The sequence below is a fragment of the Reyranella sp. genome, assembly GCF_965229815.1.
Classification (GTDB): Bacteria; Pseudomonadota; Alphaproteobacteria; order Reyranellales; family Reyranellaceae; genus Reyranella.
In genome coordinates this window covers 2,006,091-2,025,880 of record NZ_CBDDJN010000006.1, presented here as the reverse complement: position 1 = coordinate 2,025,880, position 19,790 = coordinate 2,006,091, and the positions used below count along the sequence as shown (strand labels likewise).

Below are 19,790 nucleotides of genomic sequence, written 5' to 3'. Positions count from 1 at the left end.
CACATAATCGCGTCTCCGGGCGGGGAAGCGCGCGACCGTCGCCTGCCGGCCCGACCGCACCGAGCCGTCGGCGAGGAGGAAAGACCGTGAAGCAGCTTCGCATTCCCGCCGTCTACATGCGCGGCGGCACCAGCAAGGGCGTCTTCTTCCGCGCCGAGGACCTGCCGACGGATCCGGCCGAGCGCGACCGTGTCCTGATGCGCGTCATCGGCAGTCCCGATCCCTACGGCAAGCATACGGACGGGATGGGCGGCGCCACCTCCAGCACCAGCAAGGTCGTCATCCTGTCGAAGTCGAGCCGTCCCGGCTGCGACGTCGACTATCTCTTCGGGCAGGTCGCGATCGACCGTCCGCTGATCGACTGGTCGGGCAACTGCGGCAACCTGAGCGCCGCGGTCGGCCCGTGTGCGATCAGCACGGGCCTCGTGGACGCGCCGGCCGACGGCACGGCCACGGTCAACATCTGGCAGTGCAACATCGGCAAGAAGATCGTGAATCATGTCGCGATGAGCGGCGGCGAGGTCCAGGAGCTGGGCGATTTCGTGCTCGACGGCGTCGCCTTTCCGGCGGCCGAGGTGCAGATCGAGTTCCTCGATCCGGCCGACGACGAGGGCGGGTCGACCTTCCCGACGGGCAACCACATCGACATGCTCGACGTACCGGGCCTCGGCCCGGTCGAGGCGACGCTGATCAACGCCGGCAATCCGACGATCTTCATCGATGCGGCGCGGCTCGGCCTCACCGGCACGGAGCTGCAGGGCGACGTCAACGGCAATCCCGAGCTGCTCGCCCGTGCCGAGGCGGTGCGCGCACAGGGCGCGGTGGCGATGGGCGACGCCGCCACGCCCGAGGAGGCGACGGCGAAGCGGCCGCACACGCCCAAGCTCTCCTTCGTCGCCAGGCCCGCGGGCTACACCGCGTCGGACGGGCGCCGCGTGGAAGCCAATTCGATCGACCTGCTGGCGCGCATCTTCTCGATGGGGGTGCTGCACCATGCGATGACCGGCACGGGTGCGGTCGCGATCGCCGCGGCGGCCGCGATTCCGGGTACCCTGGTACACCGGGTCGCGCCGGCCGGGGCGGACGGCCGGGTCCGCTTCGGGCATCCGTCGGGCACGTTGAAGGTCGGCGCCGCGGTCGAGCGCGACGGAAACCGGTGGTCGGTCCGGAAGGTCATGATGAGCCGTTCCGCTCGCCGGCTCATGGAGGGCTGGGTGCGGGTGCCGCCGGCCGGGGCGTGATACGAAGGCGAGATGTTCGACGGCAACCGGGTCACCGCCCATACGCGCTCGCGCTATCCCATCTTCCAGTCGCCGATGACGTGGATCGCCCGCGGGCCGCTGGTCGCCGCGGTCTCGGCCGCGGGCGGCATGGGACTGCTGGAAAACTCGATCCGCGACCTGTCGGTCACGCAGCGCGAGTTCGCCGCCATCCGCGCCGCCACCAACCAGCCCTTCGGGGTCAACCTGCCGGTGCGCTACCTGCAGATGGACCCGAAGGAGGAGAGCGCCATCATCGACTGGCTGTTGGGCCAGGGGATCCACTTCGTGACGACCTCGGCCGGCGATCCGACGCGCTACACGCGGATGCTGAAGGACGCGGGCGTCTGCGTCTATCACGCCACGGCGACGCTGCGCGGGGCGATCAAGGCGGTCGATGCCGGCGTCGACGGGCTGATCGTCGAAGGCGCCGAAAGCGCCGGCCTGCGCAATCCCGAGGAGGTCCATACCTTCGCGCTGCTGCAGGCGGTGCGGGAGAAGGTCGACGTGCCGATCGTGGCGGCGGGCGGCATCGTCGACGGTCGCGGCATGGCCGCGGCCTTCGCGCTCGGTGCCGAGGGCGTCACGATGGGCACGCGCTTCGTCGCCTCGCACGAAAGCCCGGTGCATCTGAACTACAAGCAGGCGATCGTGGCGGCGCCGATCACGGGCACGGCGCTGGTCGACAATCCGCCGCGTGCCCGCTCGCGCGGCCTCCGGACGCCCTATGCCGTCGAGGTCGCCGAGGGGAAGCGCGAGCGCCTGCCGCGCGACGCCACGCTCGACATGCTCTACGTCAGGGGCGACGTCGACAACACCCATGGCGCTGCCGGCGAAAGCGCCGGCCTGATCCACGAGATCAAGTCGGTGCAGCAGATCGTCGACGACACGATCGCGGGCTTCTGGCGCGAGATCGACCGCCTGGCCAGCCTTCGTCGTCCCGACCGGGGCCGAGCGTAGCGAGGCGCAGTGGAGGGATCTGCCTTTTCGGTGCAGCGACAAGACGGGGGTCCCTCGATTACGCCGCCCTATGGGCGGCTTCGCTCGGGATGACGGTCAAGGTCTGGCCCCGGTGAGTTCCAGGCTCAACGCCTGCAGCTTCCGCCGCGCCTCGGCGTCGTAGGCCTGCGGATTGGCGCGCGCCTCGTTCATGACGTTGAAATAGAGGCCGCTCCTGCCTTCCATTGTCGGGGAGACCGCGAGCTGCAGGATGGCTTCGGCGCCGGTCTCGACCTTGCTGGCCGGGGACACGCCGGCGCGCCGCACCATGGTCGTGTTCATGTAGGTCGAGGGATGCAACGCATTGACGATCACGCCGCTGCCTTTCAGCTGCTCGGCGAGGTCGATGGTGAACAGGATCTGCGCCAGCTTGCTCTGGCAGTAGGCGGCGACGCCGCTGTACCGCCGGGTCAGCATGACGTCGGCGAAGTCGATCGCCTGCTGGCCGGCCGACGAGACGTTGACGATGCGTGACGGCGCCGAGGCTTCGAGCAGCGGCAGCAGCTCGTGGGTCAGCAGGAAGCCCGCCAGGTAGTTCACCGCGAAGCGCAGCTCGTGACCGTCGGCGCTGAGCTCGCGGTCGGCGCCGGCCGTGCCGATGCCGGCGTTGTTTATCAGGAGATCGAGCCGGTCGGTCTGTCCTCGCACCTCGGCCGCCAGCCGGCGGACCTCGGCCAGTGCGGCGAGATCGGCCGGCAGGAACGTGGCGCTGCCGCCGGAGGCCGCGATCTCCGCCACCAGGGTCTCGCCGCGCGTCCGGTCGCGGCCGTGCACCAGCACCCGCCAGCCGTCCTTTCCCAGCGCGCGGGCCACCACGCGGCCGACGCCGTCGGTGGCGCCGGTGATCAATGCCGTCTTCGCCATTCCCGTCCTCCCCGCCGGCTAGCCGGCGCTCGCCTTCCAGGCATCGACGATCTCCGCGCCCGTCGCCGGCCAGACGCCGTCCTGATCGAGGAGACGGTCGAGCATCTCGCCCAGCGCCCGGATCCGGTGCGGCTGGCCCATCAGCCAGGGCGTGATCGTGACGGTGAGCACACGTCCGGCGCCGTCCGCCGCTTCGGCCTTGAAGCTCGCGAAGGCGCGCAGCACCTGCTCGACGAACTCGCCCGTGTCCATGTGCTGCTGGAACAGCAGGCGCTGGTCGGAGAGGTCCCAGGCCAGCGGCATGGCGGTGAGCGGGCCCTTCGCCGTCGTCACGGCATAGGGCATGTCGTCGTTGATCCAATCCGCGACATAGTCGAGGCCAGCCTCGGCGACGAGGTCGAGCGTGCGCATCGACTGGGAATGCGCCGGCGAATGCCAGCCGCGGACGGTCGGACCGAAGGCGGCGCGCAGGTTGGCGACGGCACGCGTCACCAGCGCCCGCTCCGACGCCTCGTCGAGGCCCCCGTGGTGCAGCTTGCCCATGTCGACGCCGGCCGCGGCGACTTCCCAGCGGCTGGCGGCGACCTCCTTGACCAGCGCCGGATAGCGCGTGGCCACGGCGCTGCTCATCAGGGCCGTCCCGCGCAGCCCGCGGGCGTCGAGGGCGCGCATCAGCCGGTAGATGCCGATCCGGTTGCCGTAGTCGCGCTGCGTATAGTCCCAGTAGCTTGGGTAGGGCCGGTCGACACCGCCCGGCGCCACGAAGGGCGTGCGGGGCATGTCCATCGGGAAGTGACCGACATGGACCGCGATCCAGAGCGCCACCCGCGCCTTGCCCGGCCAGGCGATCGGCGTGGCGCGGGGCAGGATGCGATAGGGGAAGCGGTCATGGTCGAGGCCGCGCCGCCGCCACGGATAGTCGAGATAGCCGGGGAGCCCGGGGCCGCTCATCGCCGGCCTCCCGGCGTGCCGGCGGCCAGCCACTGCGAGACCGTGTCGTAATAGTGCTCGGTGTACCAGGCGGCGATCTCGCGCCCGGTCGCCAGCCAGACGCCGTCGTGCGCCACGATATGCGCCAGTGCCGCGTCGAGGGCGGCGATGCGCTGCGGCTGGCCGATCAGGAACGGATGCAGCGGCAGGCACATCACCGTGCCGTTCTCGGCGCCCTCGGCGTAGAGCTGGTCGAACTGCGCCTTGACGATCTCGGTGTAGCGCTCGACCGGCGTGTTGCGCAGCTGGAACAGCGGCACGTCGTTGACCTCGAGCGAGTAGGGAATGCTGATCAGCCGCCCGTTGCGCACCTTGACCGGCATCGGCTGGTCGTCGTGCACCATGTCGAGCGTGTACTTGATGCCTTCCTCGGCCAGCACGTGCTGCGTCGTCTCGTCGTTGGTGATGGCAGGCGTCAGCCAGCCGTCGAGCGTCTGGCCGCTGTACTTGCGGATCGTGTCCCGGCTGTCGGCGATGACGGCGCGCTGCTGGTCCTCCGAAAGGTCATAGAAGTAGCGCGTGTTGTAGGTACCGTGGCTGAACAGCTCCCAGCCGAGCTCGCAGCAGCGCTCGATGATCTCGGGATAGTGGTCGCAGACCGCGACGTTCAGCGAGACGCTGCCGCGCACGCCGTGCCTCGCCATGACGTCGGCCATGCGCCAGAAGCCCGCCCGGTTGCCGTAGTCGCGGTGCGAGTAGTTCAGGATATCGGGCACCGGCCGCGGCCAGGGCACCTTGCGCGGGTTGCCGGGTGGCTCGAGCTCGTAGTGTTCGATGTTGGGGGCCAGCCAGACGGCGATGCGGTTGCCGTTCGGCCAGGCGATGCGCGGTCGGCCGCTGTAGGGGGCGTAATCGTAGTGTCCGGGTTCGGCGAGCATACTCTTCACCTCTCGCGACGGACCATAGCCGTCGGCCACCGCATTGACTAAGACTCTCGCCATGACCCATCGAATTCACATAAGCGGTGCCCAAATCGTCTCCATGGACGGCGCGCTGGGCGATTTCCAGGCCGCCGACATCCTGGTCCAGGATGGCGCGATCCTTGCCGTCGGACCGTCCCTCGACGGCACCGGGGCCGAGACGATCGACGGCACGGGCATGATCGCCTTGCCTGGCATCATCGATGCCCATACCTGCCTGTGGCAGACGGTGCTGCGCGGCTACGTGCCCGACCTGTGGCCCGGCACCTACTATTCGAAGTTCCTGCCGCTGCGCAGCCGCTACACGCCGGACGACAACTACAATGCCGCCTGGATCGGCGCCCACGAGATGCTGTCCTACGGCACGACGACGGTCGTCGACTATTGCCATGACATCCGCAGTCCCGCCTTCGCGCCGGCCTCGATCGCCGCGCTGAAGGAGGCCGGCATCCGCCACCTCTTCACCTATTCGTTCATGCCGGTGGGACCCGACGAGTTCGCCCGGCCCGAGGACCGCCTGGCCGACGGCCGGCAGGTCCACGAGCGGTTCCACGAACCAAGCGGCCTCACCACGATCGGGTTCGGGGTCGATTCCTGGGGCGCGCCGGGCCTCGAGGCCCAGGTCGACGTCGCGCGGTCGATGTCGGCGCCGAGCTGCATCCACGTCAATGAGGCGGGCGTCATCGGCAAGCTCGACGCCGCCGGCCTGCTGGGTTCCGACCTTTGGGTCATCCACGGCAACCTGATCAGCAACCCGGAGCTGGAGCGCATGGCGGAGGCAGGGATGCCGCTCTGCTTCACGCCCACCGCCGACACGCAGGGCACGCCGGCCGACGTCGTCCGTCGGGCGATCGAGCGCGGCGTGCATGTCGTGTTCGGCTGCGACGTGCCCTGCAGCGTGGCCTCCGACCCGCTGGGCCAGCTGCGTGTGATGTTCAACGTGCAGGGCTTCCTCGACGGCGCCATGGAGCGCAGCTACTCGATTGTGCTGGGCCGTCGCCCGCCGGTGCGCGAGGGGCTGCCGTTGCTGACGCCGCGCAAGCTGCTCGAGATGGCGACCATCACCGCGGCACGCGTGCTGGGCCTCGCCGGGCATGTCGGCTCTCTGACCCCGGGCAAGCGCGCCGACATCGTGCTGGTGCGCAAGGGTCCGTTCGGCGATTCCGTCGTCGACGATCCCTGCGCCCACGTGTTGCTGCAGACCAGCCCACGCGAGATCGACACCGTGCTGGTGGACGGCAAGGTGCGGGTGAAGGGTGGTGTGGTGCAGGGCTTCGACGCGGCGCGGGCGGCCAGGATGGTGGCCGAGTCCCGCCAGCGCATCCTGGGCTGATGGTTGATCGCCACTCCTTGTCACCCCGAGCGCAGCGAGGGGCCTTTCCTGTCGCCTCAAGGGCCCCTCGCTGCGCTCGGGGTGACGGGGTCGGCCGGTCCGGAAGATCGTGAGCAAGGCCGTGGCGACCCTCCATCTTCTCTATGGGAAGATCGCTGCCGGAAAATCGACGCTCGCCGCCACGCTCGCCGCGCAACCGGCGACGCTGCTGGTCAGCGAGGACCACTGGACGGCGACCCTGTTCCCCGACGAGCTCAGGACGATCGACGATTATCGCCGCCTGTCGGCGCGGCTGCGCGCGGCGATGGCGCCGCATCTCGTTTCGATCCTGCGGCTCGGCGTCTCGGTCGTGCTCGACTTTCCCGCCAACACGCCGACCCAGCGGGCCTGGATGCGATCCCTGATCGACGAGGCGGGCGTCGACCACGTACTCCACGTCCTCGATGTGCCGGATGCGGTCTGCAAGGTGCGGCTGCGGCAGCGCAATGAAGCGGGCGCGCATGCGTTCCAGGTGAGCGACGCCGAGTTCGACCAGTTCACCCGCTTCCTCGTGTCCCCGCGGCCCGAGGAAGGGTTCAACCTCGTCGTCCACTCCGCCTGAGCACCGCCGCCGTCAGTCGACAGGCGGCCGCTTGTCGGCCCACGGCCGCACCGCCTCGAAGGCGGCGGCCATCTGCAGCACGCCGAGGTCGTCGAAGCGCCGGCCGACGATCTGCAGCCCGACCGGCAGCCCGTCCGCGGTCAAGCCGCAGGGCATCGAGGCGGCAGGGTTCTGCGACAGGTTGAACGGGTAGGAGAATTCGGCCCACGACAGCCAGTCCCAGGGATGCTGGGGCCAGTGCGCCGGCTGCAGCCGGTCGGCGGGGAAGGCCGCGACCGACACCGCAGGCGTCAGCAGGAAATCCCAGCCGTCGAAGAAGTGGTTGATCTCGGCGCAGTAGGCGTACTTCTCCAGGCGCTTCTTCTGGTAGTCGGCCATGGTGATCGCCGCCCCCGCCTCGATGCAGGCGACGAAGCCCGGATCCATGCGGTCGCGGAATTCAGGCAGCCGGTCGGCGTGGCGCGTGAAATGCGCCGGCCAGAAGAAGCGGGCGAGTGCCGGACCCTTCGGTCCCCACGGCGTCTTCACCGGCTCGACGTGCCAACCCAGCTCGCTCTCGAAGGCGGCGACGGCCTTCTCGACCAGCGCCGCCACCTCGGGATCGACCCGGGCATGGCCGAGGTCGGGACTATAGGCGAGGCGCGGAGCGCGCGGCCGCCGTCCCAGCAGCCGCGGATAGTCGGCGGGCAGGGTCTCGAGGCTGGTGTGGTCGTCGGGATGCGGCCCCGCCATCGTGCGCAGCATCAGCGCGGCGTCGGCGACGGTGCGGGTAAGGGGCCCGAGATGGACCGTGTTGTCGCTCGCCGCCACCGGCGACTGCGGCACGCGGCCGTAGGTCGGCTTCAGGCCGAACACGCCGCTGAAATGCGCCGGCATGCGGATCGACCCCGCGCCGTCGCTGCCCTGGTGCAGCGGCCCGTAGCCCGCCGCCGCGCCGACGCCGGCGCCGGCCGACGAGGCGCCGGCGTTCATCCCCTGCTTCCAGGGATTGTGGGTGATGCCGGTCAGCGGGCTGTTGCTCACGCCCATCCAGCCGAACTCCGGCGTCGTCGTCTTGCCGAGGATGATCGCGCCGGCGGCGCGCAGGCGCGAGACCATCGCATTGTCGGACGCCGCCACCTCGCCCTTGCGCAGCCAGGTTCCGTACTCGAGCTGCATGCCGCGCACGGCCTCGTGGTCCTTGATGGTGACCGGCACGCCGTGCAGCGGACCAAGGGGTGCGCCGCGGGCGAGCGTCCGGTCGGCTTCTGCAGCGGCCGCCATCGCCTCGTCGGCGGCCAGCCAGGCGAAGGCGTTGAGCCGGGGCTCCAGCCGCTCGATCCGTTTCAGCACCGTCGAGACGATCTCGACGGCGGAGAGTTCCTTGGCGCGCAACGCATCGGCCATGTCGGTGGCCGGCAGGAAGCAGAGATCTGTTTCGTTCATGGAGCGAACCCTACACCAACGCCGGCTTGCCGTGGGGATCCCGCCGCCTGGTGCAGAAGGCCGAGGGCTATCGCGCCACCGTCGTGCGCGGCGAGGTCACCTACCGCGACGGTGAGGCGACCGGCGCGCTCCCCGGCCGGCTGGTGCGCGGAGCGCGCTGAGCGCGGTCACAGACCGCTCCCTTGCGTTGTCGCGCGATCGGGCTACGCTTGCCCGATGAAGCGTCTCATCCTCCTCCTCGCGCTCGTCGTCGCCGGCTGCGGCGGCAGCGGTGTCAGCACCTCGACCGGTCCAAATGGCGAGAAAATCGCCGGCAACGGTGTCTCGGTCCAGGTGAGCGGCGCCGCCAGTCCCACCGTCGCCTTCGAATTGGCCCAGCGATACTGCGCCCGCCAGGACCGTGCCGCGCGCTTCGTCGGCCAGAACGGCGCCGCCGCCGCCTTCGACTGCGTGAAGCCCACTTGAGGCCATGACCGACCGCGCCGTCGTCCTGGAGGTCGCCGGCGCCGGCGAGGTCTCCGGTCTCTGGCTCGCGCCGACCCGGGCGAAAGCCTGCCTCGTCCTGGCGCATGGCGCCGGCGCCGGCATGTCCCACCGTTCGATGGCGGCGATCGCCGAGGGCCTCGCCGAGCGCGGCGTGGCCACGCTGCGCTACCAGTTTCCGTACATGGAGAAGGGCTCGAAGCGCCCCGACCGGCCGCCGCTCGCCCACGCCACGGTGCGGGCGGCCTGTGCCAGTGCGGCGGCGCTGGCCGGGCGATTGCCGCTGTTCGCCGGCGGCAAGTCGTTCGGCGGCCGCATGACCTCGCAGGCCCAGGCGCTCGAGCCACTGGCGGACGTTCGCGGTCTGGTCTTCTTCGCCTTCCCGCTGCATCTGGCCGGCAAGCCCGCGCGCACGCGCGCCGATCACCTGGCCGACATTGCGGTGCCGATGCTGTTCCTGCAGGGCACGAAGGACGCGCTGGCCGACCTCGCCCTGCTCCAGGCGGAAGTGAAGGCGCTCGGCCGGCGTGCGACGCTGGTCCTGGCCGACGGCGCCGACCACGCCTTCCACGTGCCGGTGCGGTCGGGCCGCACTGACGCCGCCGTGCTGGGCGAGCTGCTCGACGCCGCGGCGGCGTGGATGACACGCGTGGCGGGCTGAGCGACACTCGCCCGACCAGTCCCGACGCGGGAGGCAGCTCATGACGACGGCGAGCGAAGGCGCGGAACTCACGCAGGTCGGCCCCGGCACGCCGATGGGCCGGGTGATGCGGCATTACTGGCTGCCGGCGCTGCTCTCGTCGGAGCTGGAGCGCGACGGGCCGCCGACCCGCTTCATGCTGCTGGGCGAGAAGCTGCTGGCCTTCCGCGACAGCGCTGGCCGCGTCGGTGTGCTCGACCACCGCTGCCCGCACCGCTGCGCCTCGCTGTTCCTCGGCCGCAACGAGCAGGGCGGCCTGCGCTGCGTCTATCACGGCTGGAAGTTCGACGTCGCCGGCAGCTGCCTCGACATGCCGAACCTCACCGAGGACCAGGAGTTCCGCCACAAGGTCAAGGCGAAGGCCTATCGCGTCGTCGAACGGGCCGGCCTGGTGTGGGTCCACATGGGCGAGGGCGAGCCGGCGGGCCTGCCGGGCTTCGAGATCCTCGACATGCCGGCCGACGAGATCAACGTCCACATGATGCAGCGCGATTGCAACTGGCTGCAGGCGCTGGAAGGGGAGATCGACACCGCGCATTTCGGCTTCCTGCACGGCGGGCATGTCGATCCCGACGACGTGCCGGAGAACGATCCCTTCTACTTCACCATCACCAACCGCGCGCCGCAGTACCATGTCAGCGACGCGCCGTGGGGCACGCAATATGCCGGCTATCGCGCCGCCGGGCAGGGGCGCACCTACTGGCGCTTCGCCAACTTCCTGTTCCCCTGCTGGTCGCAGGCGCCCAACGGCGAGTTCCAGAGCCACATGCATGCGCGCGGCTGGGTGCCGCTCGACGACGGCCACACGATGTTCGTCTTCATCTGGTGGAAGAAGGCGCGCTCGGCGCAGGCGCTGCCGCAGCCGACCTTCAAGGACGGCCGGCCGATCGGCGGCACCGGCCGCGGCGGCATTCGCATGCTGCCCAACACCACCGACTGGCTGGGGCGCTGGCGGCTGGCGCTGAACGAGGGCAACGACTGGGGCATCGACCGCGACAAGCAGCGGCGCAACGAGATCTACACCGGCATCGACGGCATCCACCTGCAGGACCAGGCGATCACCGAGAGCATGGGGCCCGTCACCCACTTCGCCTTCGAGCACCTGGCGCCGTCGGACCAGATGATCACCCGTACCCGCCGTCGCCTGCTGAAGGCGGCCCGGGCGCTGCAGGAGACGGGCGAGGCGCCGCCGGGCGCCGCGGACCCCGCGGTCTATCGCGCCGCCCGCAGCGGCTACTTCCTCAGCCCCGAGGGCGAGGCGCCGTGGCGCGAGGTCTACGACCGCACGCTGGCATCATCCGCCCATCCGCCGGGCTGAAGGGCGGGCAGGGAGCAGCATGTCGCGTTGGCGGGTTGGCGTCGATTCCGGAGGCACATTCACCGACATCTGCCTGTTCGACGAGGCGAGCGGCCGGGTCGAGACCTGGAAGGTGCCGTCGACGCCCGACGATCCCTCGCGCGGCATCGCCCAGGGCGTCGAGGAGGGGATGCGGCGGGTGGCGCCCGAGGCGGCCGGCGGGCCGGCGGCGCCCATCGTCTATTTCGGCCACGGCACGACGGTCGCGACCAACGCCCTGATTCAGCATCGCGGCGTGCGCACCGGCCTGGTGACGACCGACGGCTTCCGCGACCTGCTGGAGATCGGCCGCCAGAAGCGGCCCGACCTCTACGACATCCAGGCGGACAAGCCGCCGACGCTGGTGCCGCGCGACCTGCGGCTCGAAGTGCCCGAACGCGTGCGCCACACCGGCGAGGTCGACACGCCGCTCGACGAGGCGAGCATGCGCGCGGCGGCGCGTGCGCTGAAAGCGGCCGGCGTCGAGGCGGTGGCCGTCTCGTTCCTCTACGGCTTCGTGCGGCCCGACCACGAGAAGCGCGCGCTCGAGATCCTGCGCGAGGAGATGCCCGACGCCTTCCTGTCGGCCGGGCACGAGATCGCGCCCGAGTTCCGCGAGTACGAGCGCCTGTCGACCGTGGTGCTGAACGCCTATCTCGGCCCCGTGATGCGGCGCTACATCCGGCGGCTCAGCCCGCGGCTGGAGGCGCTCGGCATGACCGTGGCGCCGCATCTCACCCAGTCGAATGGCGGCGTCATCGGCTTCGAGACCGCCGCCGACCGGCCGGTGCGCACCGTCCTGTCCGGCCCGGCAACGGGCGTGGTCGCCGCCCAGGCGATCGGCCGCGCCGCGGGCTTCCCCGACCTCATCACCTTCGACATGGGCGGCACGTCGACCGACGTCGCCCTGCTGCAGGACGGCAACTGCCGGCTCACGGCCGAGGCGACGGTGCACGGCTACCCGATCAAGGCGCCGATGCTCGACATCCACACGGTGGGCGCCGGCGGCGGTTCGATCGCCTTCCTCGACAACGGGCTGCTGAAGGTCGGGCCGCGCTCGGCCGGCGCCGATCCCGGCCCCGCCTGCTACGGCCGCGGCACCGAGGAGCCGACCGTCACCGACGCCAACGTCGTGCTGGGCAACCTCAACCCCGAGTACCTTCTGGCCGGCCGCATGACCATCCGGCGCGAGCTGGCCGAGCGCGCCGTCGCGGGCCTCGCCGCCCGGCTCGGCCTCGACACTGCGGCGACGGCGCAGGGCATCCTCGCCGTGGTGACGGCCAACATGGCGCGCGCCATCCGGGTCATTTCGGTGCAGCGCGGCCACGACCCGCGCGACTACACGCTGATGGCGTTCGGCGGGGCGGGGCCGTTGCACGCGGCGCGGCTCGCCGCCGAGCTCGAGATCGCCCGCGTGCTGGTGCCGCCCACGCCCGGCATCCTGTGCGCGCTCGGCCTGCTGCTCACCGACCTGCGCGCCGACTTCGCGGTGACACGCCTGCTGCCGGCGCGGGCGTCGTCGGCCTCCGAGCTGGCGATGGGCTTCGCGGCGCTGGACGCGCAGGCCGGACAGTGGTTCGAGCAGGAGGGCATCGCGGCCGCCGACCGGCGGCTCGCCCGCACCGTCGACATGCGCTACCTCGGCCAGAACTACGAGCTCGCGGTGCCCTTGCCCGAGGGCGATATCGGCGAGGACACCGTCGCGGCGCTGACGGGGGCCTTCGTCGCGGCGCATCGCCGGCGCTACGGCTTCGGTCCCGAGGACGAGCCGATGCAGATCGTGACCCTGCGCGTCGAGGCGACGGGCGCGGTGCGCAAGGCCGAGCTGCGGTCCCATGCCGAGGGCGGGCCCGACACGGCGACAGCCATCGTCGGCCACCGCGCGGTCTGGCCGCCGGACGGTCGCGCCGCCGTCGACACGCCGGTCTATCGCCGCGACGGGCTGCGGCCCGGCCACCGCATCGCGGGCCCCGCCATCGTCGAGCAGATGGATTCCACCACCGTCGTGCCGCCGGGCTGGACGGCCGAGGTCGATGCGTATCTCAATCTCGTCCTGGAGGCAGCGACGTGACATGTGACCTTCCTCCCCACGCTCTGCGTGGGGAGGTGCCCGCGCAGCGGGCGGAGGGGTCAGAAGCCCCACCGAGCCTGCTGCCCATGACCCCTCCGTCGGCGTATGACGCCGACACCTCCCCTTACTTCGCAAGGGGAGGATATTCATGACCACCCCCGATCCCATCACCGTCGAGGTCATCGGCGCGGCGCTGGGCTCGATCGTCGAGGAGTGCGGCGAGACGCTGATCCGCGCCTCGCACTCGACCAACATCAAGGAGCGCCGCGACTGCTCGACGGCGCTGTTCAACGCCGCCGGCGAGACGCTGTGCCAGGCCGAGCACATCCCGATCCATCTCGGCAGCTTCCTCGACCTGGTGAAGCACATCATGCGGCGCTACCCGACGCAGGACATAAGGCCGGGCGACGCCTTCGTCGGCAACGACGCCTACGAGGGCGGCGGCACGCACCTGCCGGACATCGTGCTGGCCGAGCCGGTGTTCGTCGACGGACGGCTGGTCGCCTGGACGGTCAACCTCGCGCACCATGCCGACTTCGTCGACCGCGGCCATGCCCACATCTTCCAGGAAGGGCTGCGCATCCCGCCGGTGCGCCTCTACCGCGGCGGCGAGCTGCAGCGCGACGTCCAGGACCTGATCCTGCTGAACTGCCAGGTGCCGGCCGAGCGCCTGTCGGACCTGCGGGCGCAGATGGCGGCCAACCGTGTCGGCGTGCAGCGCCTGCAGGGGCTGGCGGCGAAGTACGGCATCGACACGGTGCTGGCGGCGGGCTCGGCGCTGATGGACCATGCCGAGCGCAAGATGCGGGCGGCGATCGCCGCCCTGCCGGACGGGACCTGGCGCTTCGAGGACGTGTTCGACAACGAGGAGGTGGCGGGCGTCCTGCCGATGTCGGTCGAGGTGACGGTGACGGGCGAGGAAATGGCGCTCGCCTTCGACGGTCCCGCGCAGTGCCGCGCCGGCATCAACATGACCTACACGGCGCTGCTCGCCACGACCTACTACGTCGTGAAGTCGGTGCTCGATCCCTCGATCCCGCCCAATGCCGGCCTGGCGCGGCCGCTCCGCGTGAGCGCGCCCGAGGGCAGCATCCTGAACTGCGTCGCGCCGGCTGCGGTCAACGGCCGCCTGCAGACCTGCCAGCGGGTCGCCGACATGGTGCTGGGGGCGCTTGCCCAGGCCGTGCCGGAACGGGTGATGGCCTGCTCCAACTCGGCCTGCACGGTCGCCTACTTCATCGGCAAGCAGCCGCACGACGGCTCGACCTGGGTCTATCTCGAGACGATCGGCGGCGGCTCGGGCGCGCGCGCGCGCAAGGACGGTCTGGACGGCGTGCACGTCCACACGACCAACACCTCGAACCTGCCGGTCGAATCGCTGGAGACGGAATATCCGCTGATGCTGACGCGCTACGAGCTGGTGGCCGATTCCGGCGGCGTCGGCGAGCATCGCGGCGGCATGGGCCTGCGCCGCGTCTACCAGGCCACCAACGAATGCCGCGTGCGGGTCGACATCACCCGCCAGCGCTCGCAGAGCTGGGGTCTGTTCGGCGGCGGGCCGGGCGGACACGGAAGGGTCGAGCCGGGACCGGGCGTCGCGTTCGACGGCGATTCGGCCGTCCTGCAGGCGGGCCAGTGGTTCGCCATCGTCACGCCGGGCGCCGGCGGCTTCGGCCCGCCGGACCGGCGCGATCCCGCGGCGGCGTCGCGCGACCTCGCCGAGGGCGCCATCAGCGCGGCGACGGCGCGCGACGTCTACGGTCTGACGGGGCTGCCGGCCGCCGACTGATCGGTCAGGAAGGGCGGCCGCGCACGCCGTAACCCGGCTCTTGCGTCATCGAGACCTCCGACAGGACAGGCCACGACCCCTATAGTGGCGCCATGTCCGAAGCGAGCATGCGCGTTGTCATCGTGGGCGGTGGGGCCGTCGGCTCCTCGATCGCCTGGCACCTGAAGGCGCAGGAGGGATATGCCGGCGAGGTCGTGGTGCTCGAGCGCGATCCGACCTATGCCCGGGCCTCGTCCTCGCTGTCGGCGAGCTCGATCCGCCAGCAGTTCTCGACCCCGCTCAACATCCACCTGTCGCGCTTCGGCATCGGCTTCCTGCGCCGCGCGCCGGAGCTGCTGGGGGTCGATCTCGGCCTGCGCGAGCCGGGCTACCTGTTCCTGGCCAGCCCCGCCGGCGAGGCCGTGCTGCGTGCCAACCATGCCGTGCAGGCGGCCGAGGGCTGCGCCATCGAACTGCTCGAGCCGGACGCGCTGCGGGCGCGCTTCCCCTGGATCTCCGGCGAGGGCGTGCGGCTCGCCTCCCATGGCGTCGCCAACGAAGGCTGGTTCGACGGGCCGGCGCTGATGCAGGCCTTCCGCCGCAAGGCGCGCGAGGCCGGCGCCCGCTACCTCGCCGACGAGGCCGTGCGGCTGCGCCCCGACGGGGTCGATCTGCTTGCCGGCGGGCGCCTGGAGGCAGGCACGGTGGTGCTGGCGGCCGGCGCCTGGTCGGGGGCGCTCGCGGCCACGGCGGGGATCGACCTGCCGGTCGAGCCGCGGCGGCGTTCGGTGTTCGTGTTCGATGTCCGGAAGCCGCCCGGCCAGACGCCGCTCACCATCGACCCGTCGGGCACTTGGTTCCGGCCGGAGGGCCGCTTCTACCTCGGCGGCACGACGCCGGCCGAGGGCAACGACCCGGCCGGCGCGCCGCTCGAGGTCCAGCACCAGGAATGGGACGAGATGGTCTGGCCGGCACTGGCGGCGCGCGTGGCGGCCTTCGAGGCGGCCAAGGTGGTGAACGCCTGGGCCGGCTACTACGAGTACAATACCTTCGACCACAACGGGATCGTCGGCCGGCATCCCGCGGTCGAGAGCCTGGTCTTCGCCACCGGCTTCTCGGGCCACGGCATGCAGCAGTCGCCGGCGGTCGGTCGGGCGGTCGCCGAGCTGATCGCCCACGGCGCCTACCGATCCCTCGACCTCGGGCAATTCGGCTATGAGCGGATATCTGCCGGCCGGCCTATCCGGGAGCTGAACGTGGTGTGATACGATGATGTCGTCCTGAGCGCAGCGAAGGACCTCATCGCCGGTTCCGACGGCATGCGATCCTTCGCTGCGCTCAGGATGACCTTGGTCCCAGGAGTCTGCCGTGCCCGATCAGCCGTTGGTGAATTCAGACCTGCAGTCCGCCCTGGACGAGGCGCGGCAGGCCTACACCGCCCGCAATCCTAAGAGCCTGACGCGGCATCACGAGGCCTGCGAGGCGATGCCGGGCGGCAACACGCGCACGACCCTGCACAACAACCCGTTCCCGCTGACCGTCGTGAAGGGCGAGGGCTGCCGTCTGTGGGACGTCGACGGGCACGAGTACATCGACGTGCTGGGCGAGTACACGGCCGGCATCTATGGCCATTCCCACCCGGTGATCCGCGCCGCCATCGACAAGGCGCTCGACGGCGGCTGGAACTATGGCGGCCGCAACGCCAACGAGGCCAGGCTCGCCAGGCTGGTGGCCGACCGCATGCCCTCGATCGACCTGGTGCGCTTCACCAACTCCGGGACCGAGGGCAACGTCATGGCGCTGGCCGGGGCGCGGGTCTACGCCCAGCGCAAGGGCCGCAGCAAGGCCACCAAGGTCATGGTGTTCCACGGCGGCTATCATGGCGGCGTCCTCTATTTCGTGAGCGGCGGCAGCCCGGTGAACATGCCCTACGAGTACGTCGTGGCGCCCTACAACGACGTCGAGGGCACACGGGGGCTGCTGGCGAAGCACGGCGAGGAGCTGTTCGCCGTCCTGCTCGAACCGATGCAGGGCAGCCATGGCTGCCTGCCGGGCGACCTCGATTTCCTGAAGATGGTGCGCGAGGAGACCCGCGCGCGCGGCATCACGATGATCTTCGACGAGGTCATGACCTCGCGCCTGTCGCCCGGCGGCCTGCAGGAGAGGACCGGCGTCATCCCCGACATGACGACGCTCGGCAAGTATATCGGCGGCGGCATGTCGTTCGGCGCCTTCGGCGGCCGGCGCGACATCATGGAGCTGTTCGACCCGACCAAGCCCGACGCCCTGCCGCACGCCGGGACCTTCAACAACAACGCGCTGACCATGGCGGCGGGCGCCGCGGGCTATGGCGAGGTCTACACGCCGGCGGCGGCCCAGGCGCTGAACGAGCGCGGCGAGAAGATCCGCGAGCGTCTGAATGCCATCTGTCTCCGCGAGAAGGTCGCGTTCCAGTTCTCCGGCATCGGCTCGATGATGACGGCGCACGCCACCAGCCGGCCGATCCGCACGGCCGCCGACATCGCCTCCAGCAACCAGGACGCCAAGGAACTCTTCTTCTTCGACATGCTGGCGGCCGGGATCTGGATCGCCCGGCGCGGCTTCGTGGCGCTGAACCTGATGATCGGCGACGCCGAGGGCGACCGTTTCGTGGCGGCCGTCGAGGAGTTCGTGACGACCCGGAAGGCTCTTTTGCAGCCACAATAACTACCTACATAGAGCGCATGAACGACGCCTCGCCCCCTTCCAGGCCTGCCTTCCCGCAGCCGGTTTCCGGCACGGTGGTGCCGCGCTTCGGCGACGTCGCCACCTTCATGCGCCTGCCGCTCAGCCGCGACCCGGCCGATGTCGAGATCGGCATGGTCGGCGTGCCCTGGGACGGCGGCACGACCAACCGGCCCGGCGCCCGCCACGGTCCGCGCCAGATGCGCGACCTGTCGACCATGATGCGGCGCATCCATCACGTCACCGGCGTCGCGCCCTACGATCTCGCGATCTGCGGCGACCTCGGGGACGCTCCGGTCAACCCGGCGAGCGTCGACGATTCGCTGGCGCGCATCGAGGACTTCTACGCCCGGCTGCATGCCGCCGGCGCCGTGCCGCTGTCGGCGGGCGGCGACCATCTGATCACGCTGCCCATCATGCGCGGCATCCGGAAGGGCCTGCCGCCGCTCGGCATGGTCCATTTCGACGCCCACAGCGACACGTGGGACACATATTTCGGCGGTTACAAGTACACCCACGGCACGCCGTTCCGCCGGGCCGTCGAGGAAGGCCTGCTCGATCCGAAGCGGGTGGTGCAGATCGGCATCCGCGGCTCGCTCTACAAGCGCGACGACAACCAGTGGGCGCTCGACCACGGCATGCGGGTGATCACCATCGAGGAGTATTTCGACCTCGGGGTCGAGAAGGTGATCGCCGAGGCGCGCCGCGTCGTGGGCGACGGTCCGACCTACATCAGCTTCGACGTCGACGGGCTCGATCCGGCCTATGCACCCGGGACCGGCACGCCCGAGATCGGCGGCTACACGCCGCACGAGGCGCAGCGCATGCTGCGCGGCCTGCGCGGCCTCGACCTGGTCGGCGGCGACGTCGTCGAGGTCTCGCCCCCATTCGACATGAGCGGCAACACCGCGCTCGTCGGCGTGACCATGATGTGGGAGATCCTCTGCCTGCTGTCGGAGGCGGTGGGCCGGCGCAAGGGGCGGCTCTAGCAGGATCGGGTGCCGGCGGAACGAGCCGCCGGTCCGGTCGTTAGTGTCGGTCATGCGCACGATCGTTATGCTTGCGGCCCTGACGGCGGGAGAGGCGTCGAAGCCGAAATCCTCGCCCGATCTCGAGGCGCGCTGCACGCAGCTCGTCGCCTACTACGACCGCTATGGCGCCAGCCGCAGCGCCGATTCCGACGGTCGGCGCAACCACACGCGCATCGGCGCCGAGATCGACTGCAATCGCGGCCGATATCGGGAAGGCATCGAGACGATGAAGCGGCTGCTGGTCGACAAGAAGTTCTCCGTTCCACCGCCGGGGCCGAGCGTCGTTCCCGACGACGACTGATTCCGGTGCGGGCCGGCTTGGGCTAGCCTCGCGCCATGAGAGCCCTTCTGCTTGGCCTGCTGGCCGGCCTTGTCGCAACCGCCGCGGCGGCGCAGGGAACGCCGCGCTGGATGACCCTGCCGCCGACACCGACCCTGCCCACGCCGGTGAGCAGCGGCCATGCGCCGGTCAACGGCGTCTCGATCTGGTACGCGACCTTCGGCAGCGGCCCCCCGGTGATCCTGCTCCACGGCGGCCTCGCCAACTCGAATTACTGGGGGCACCAGGTCCCAGAGCTGGCTAGGAGCCACCGCGTCATCGTCATGGACAGCCGCGGCCATGGCCGCAGCACGCGCGACAGCCAGCCTTTCGGCTACGCGCTGATGGCCTCCGACGTGATCGGGCTCATGGATTTTCTCGGCATCCCGAAGGCGGCGATCGTCGGCTGGAGCGACGGCGCCATCATCGGGCTCAGCCTGGCGATGAACCACCCGGACCGGGTGGCGCGGCTCTTCGCCTTCGCCGCCAACTCCGATCCCAGCGGCGTCAAGGACGTCGACAAGAGCCCGGTCTTCACCGCGTTCATCGCGCGGGCCGAGAAGGAGTACGAGGCGCTGTCGGCGACGCCCCGCCAGTACCAGCAGTTCGTCGCCGAGATCAGCCACATGTGGGCGAGCCAGCCGCACTGGACGGAGGCCGATCTCGCGAAGATCGGGGTGCACACCTGGATCGTCGACGGCGATCACGACGAGGCGATCAAACGCGAGAACACCGAGTTCATGGCACGCGCCATCCCGGGTGCCGGCCTGCTGCTGCAGCCCGAGGTCAGCCATTTCTCGATGCTTCAGGCGCCGCGCCAGTTCACCGAAGCCGCCCTGCTCTTCCTCGAGCGCACGTGGGATTGACGCGCCGACGGGCCGCCGGCAGGCATCCATCGGCGGGCAACGCCGTTTCCATCCGGGTGGATTATGCCTTCGGGTCGAACCGGTCCCCTTGAACACCTTCC

The 19,790-nt window shown here is 70.6% G+C and carries 18 protein-coding genes and 1 pseudogene; 15 read left to right on the top strand and 4 right to left on the bottom strand.

The genetic code is table 11. The features are described from left to right. The first annotated feature begins 86 nt into the window (after positions 1–86). Together prpF and ACO073_RS20915 are read left to right on the top strand one after the other, a co-directional pair. Complete coding sequence (prpF, locus tag ACO073_RS20920) at positions 87–1,241, top strand: 2-methylaconitate cis-trans isomerase PrpF (protein WP_421999955.1); 1,155 nt, start codon at positions 87–89, stop codon at positions 1,239–1,241. A 12-nt stretch (positions 1,242–1,253) separates the two neighbouring features. After that, on the top strand, positions 1,254–2,219 hold the full coding sequence (locus tag ACO073_RS20915; RefSeq protein ID WP_421999953.1) for an NAD(P)H-dependent flavin oxidoreductase: 966 nt from the start codon (positions 1,254–1,256) through the stop codon (positions 2,217–2,219). A 96-nt stretch (positions 2,220–2,315) separates the two neighbouring features. On the opposite strand, the gene ACO073_RS20910 is transcribed toward ACO073_RS20915, so the two are convergent. Genes ACO073_RS20910 through ACO073_RS20900 form a run of 3 tightly spaced genes read right to left on the bottom strand, consistent with a single transcriptional unit; the run spans position 2,316 to position 4,990 of the window. Beyond that, positions 2,316–3,122 (bottom strand): SDR family NAD(P)-dependent oxidoreductase, encoded by an 807-nt coding sequence (locus tag ACO073_RS20910; protein WP_421999951.1) that lies wholly within the window; start codon positions 3,120–3,122, stop codon positions 2,316–2,318. Positions 3,123–3,140: 18 nt separating this feature from the next. Next, entirely contained in the window at positions 3,141–4,073 is a 933-nt protein-coding gene (locus tag ACO073_RS20905) for a polysaccharide deacetylase family protein (protein ID WP_421999949.1), read from the bottom strand. Then, the gene (locus ACO073_RS20900; RefSeq protein WP_421999948.1) at positions 4,070–4,990 is read right to left on the bottom strand and encodes a polysaccharide deacetylase family protein; all 921 of its coding nucleotides are present in this window, start codon (positions 4,988–4,990) and stop codon (positions 4,070–4,072) included. Before ACO073_RS20900 ends, ACO073_RS20905 begins: the two co-directional genes overlap by 4 nt. 61 nt (positions 4,991–5,051) lie before the next feature. Between ACO073_RS20900 and ACO073_RS20895 the strand changes: the two genes are divergently transcribed. Beyond that, complete coding sequence (locus ACO073_RS20895; protein ID WP_421999946.1) at positions 5,052–6,365, top strand: amidohydrolase family protein; 1,314 nt, start codon at positions 5,052–5,054, stop codon at positions 6,363–6,365. A gap of 109 nt (positions 6,366–6,474) precedes the next feature. Continuing rightward, entirely contained in the window at positions 6,475–6,966 is a 492-nt protein-coding gene (locus ACO073_RS20890) for an AAA family ATPase (RefSeq protein ID WP_421999944.1), read from the top strand. A 12-nt stretch (positions 6,967–6,978) separates the two neighbouring features. Here ACO073_RS20890 and ACO073_RS20885 read toward each other — a convergent pair whose 3' ends face one another. Beyond that, the gene (locus tag ACO073_RS20885; RefSeq protein WP_421999942.1) at positions 6,979–8,391 is read right to left on the bottom strand and encodes an amidase; all 1,413 of its coding nucleotides are present in this window, start codon (positions 8,389–8,391) and stop codon (positions 6,979–6,981) included. A gap of 26 nt (positions 8,392–8,417) precedes the next feature. Here ACO073_RS20885 and ACO073_RS20880 point away from each other — a divergent pair. From ACO073_RS20880 to ACO073_RS20830, 11 genes and pseudogenes are all read left to right on the top strand, one after another. After that, positions 8,418–8,552 (top strand): annotated as a pseudogene (locus ACO073_RS20880) (hypothetical protein); the annotation flags it as partial. 55 nt (positions 8,553–8,607) lie between these two features. Next, entirely contained in the window at positions 8,608–8,856 is a 249-nt protein-coding gene (locus ACO073_RS20875) for a hypothetical protein (RefSeq protein ID WP_421999940.1), read from the top strand. 4 nt (positions 8,857–8,860) lie between these two features. Continuing rightward, positions 8,861–9,535: an alpha/beta family hydrolase gene (locus ACO073_RS20870; RefSeq protein ID WP_421999939.1), complete on the top strand. Its 675-nt coding sequence runs from the start codon at positions 8,861–8,863 to the stop codon at positions 9,533–9,535. Between the two features lie 40 nt (positions 9,536–9,575). Then, positions 9,576–10,892: a Rieske 2Fe-2S domain-containing protein gene (locus tag ACO073_RS20865; RefSeq protein ID WP_421999938.1), complete on the top strand. Its 1,317-nt coding sequence runs from the start codon at positions 9,576–9,578 to the stop codon at positions 10,890–10,892. 19 nt (positions 10,893–10,911) lie between these two features. Then, the gene (locus ACO073_RS20860) at positions 10,912–12,981 is read left to right on the top strand and encodes a hydantoinase/oxoprolinase family protein (protein WP_421999936.1); all 2,070 of its coding nucleotides are present in this window, start codon (positions 10,912–10,914) and stop codon (positions 12,979–12,981) included. Positions 12,982–13,129: 148 nt separating this feature from the next. Next, positions 13,130–14,770, top strand: a complete 1,641-nt coding sequence (locus tag ACO073_RS20855) for a hydantoinase B/oxoprolinase family protein (RefSeq protein ID WP_421999935.1) — start codon at positions 13,130–13,132, stop codon at positions 14,768–14,770. Between the two features lie 92 nt (positions 14,771–14,862). After that, positions 14,863–16,014 carry an NAD(P)/FAD-dependent oxidoreductase gene (locus tag ACO073_RS20850; protein ID WP_421999933.1) on the top strand — a complete coding sequence of 384 codons (1,152 nt, stop codon included), beginning with the start codon at positions 14,863–14,865 and terminating at the stop codon, positions 16,012–16,014. A gap of 103 nt (positions 16,015–16,117) precedes the next feature. Beyond that, positions 16,118–17,455, top strand: a complete 1,338-nt coding sequence (locus tag ACO073_RS20845; RefSeq protein ID WP_421999932.1) for an aspartate aminotransferase family protein — start codon at positions 16,118–16,120, stop codon at positions 17,453–17,455. Between the two features lie 17 nt (positions 17,456–17,472). Beyond that, a complete protein-coding gene (speB, locus tag ACO073_RS20840; protein WP_421999930.1) occupies positions 17,473–18,462 on the top strand; it encodes an agmatinase in 990 nt (329 codons plus the stop codon). 52 nt (positions 18,463–18,514) lie between these two features. Continuing rightward, entirely contained in the window at positions 18,515–18,805 is a 291-nt protein-coding gene (locus ACO073_RS20835) for a hypothetical protein (RefSeq protein WP_421999928.1), read from the top strand. Positions 18,806–18,840: 35 nt separating this feature from the next. Continuing rightward, entirely contained in the window at positions 18,841–19,689 is an 849-nt protein-coding gene (locus tag ACO073_RS20830) for an alpha/beta fold hydrolase (protein WP_421999926.1), read from the top strand. Positions 19,690–19,790: the final 101 nt, after the last annotated feature.